At 63.1% G+C, this 1010-nt stretch carries 1 protein-coding gene; it reads left to right on the top strand.

The window, feature by feature from the left end:
• Nucleotides 1-1010 (top strand): flavodoxin-dependent (E)-4-hydroxy-3-methylbut-2-enyl-diphosphate synthase (ispG, locus tag ABZ707_RS33520; RefSeq protein WP_360182674.1); only part of this gene is annotated, 1010 nt, incomplete at both ends.

Below are 1010 nucleotides of genomic sequence, written 5' to 3' on the forward strand. Positions count from 1 at the left end.
ATCCAGGTCGGGTCGGTGGCGGTTGGTGGGGATGCGCCGGTGTCGGTGCAGTCGATGACGACGACGCGTACGTCGGACATCGGGGCGACGTTGCAGCAGATCGCGGAGTTGACGGCGTCGGGTTGTCAGATTGTGCGGGTGGCGTGTCCGACGCAGGATGACGCGGACGCGTTGGCGACGATCGCGCGGAAGTCGCAGATTCCGGTGATCGCGGATATTCATTTTCAGCCGAAGTATGTGTTCGCGGCGATTGACGCGGGGTGTGCGGCGGTGCGGGTGAATCCGGGGAACATCAAGCAGTTCGATGACAAGGTGAAGGAGATCGCGCGGGCGGCTCTGGACGCGGGTACGCCGATTCGGATCGGGGTGAACGCGGGGTCGTTGGACGCGCGGTTGTTGCGGAAGTACGGGAAGGCGACGCCGGAGGCTCTGGTGGAGTCGGCGTTGTGGGAGGCGTCGCTGTTCGAGGAGCACGGGTTCCGGGACATCAAGATCTCGGTGAAGCACAACGATCCGGTGGTGATGGTGAATGCGTACCGGCAGTTGGCGGCTCAGTGTGATTATCCGTTGCATTTGGGTGTGACGGAGGCGGGTCCGGCGTTTCAGGGGACGATCAAGTCGGCTGTGGCGTTCGGTGCGTTGTTGTCGGAGGGGATCGGTGACACGATCCGGGTTTCTCTGTCGGCTCCGCCGGCGGAGGAGGTGAAGGTGGGGTTGCAGATTCTGGAGTCGTTGAATCTGAAGCAGCGTCGGCTGGAGATTGTGTCGTGTCCGTCGTGTGGTCGGGCGCAGGTGGATGTGTATCGGTTGGCGGACGAGGTGACGGCGGGGCTGGAGGGTATGGAGGTTCCGTTGCGGGTGGCTGTGATGGGGTGTGTGGTGAATGGTCCGGGTGAGGCGCGTGAGGCGGATCTCGGGGTCGCGTCGGGCAATGGCAAGGGTCAGATCTTTGTGAAGGGTGAGGTCATCAAGACCGTGCCGGAGTCGAAGATCGTGGAGACCCTGATCGA

This window comes from Streptomyces sp. NPDC006923, from assembly GCF_040635655.1.
Classification (GTDB): Bacteria; Actinomycetota; Actinomycetes; order Streptomycetales; family Streptomycetaceae; genus Streptomyces.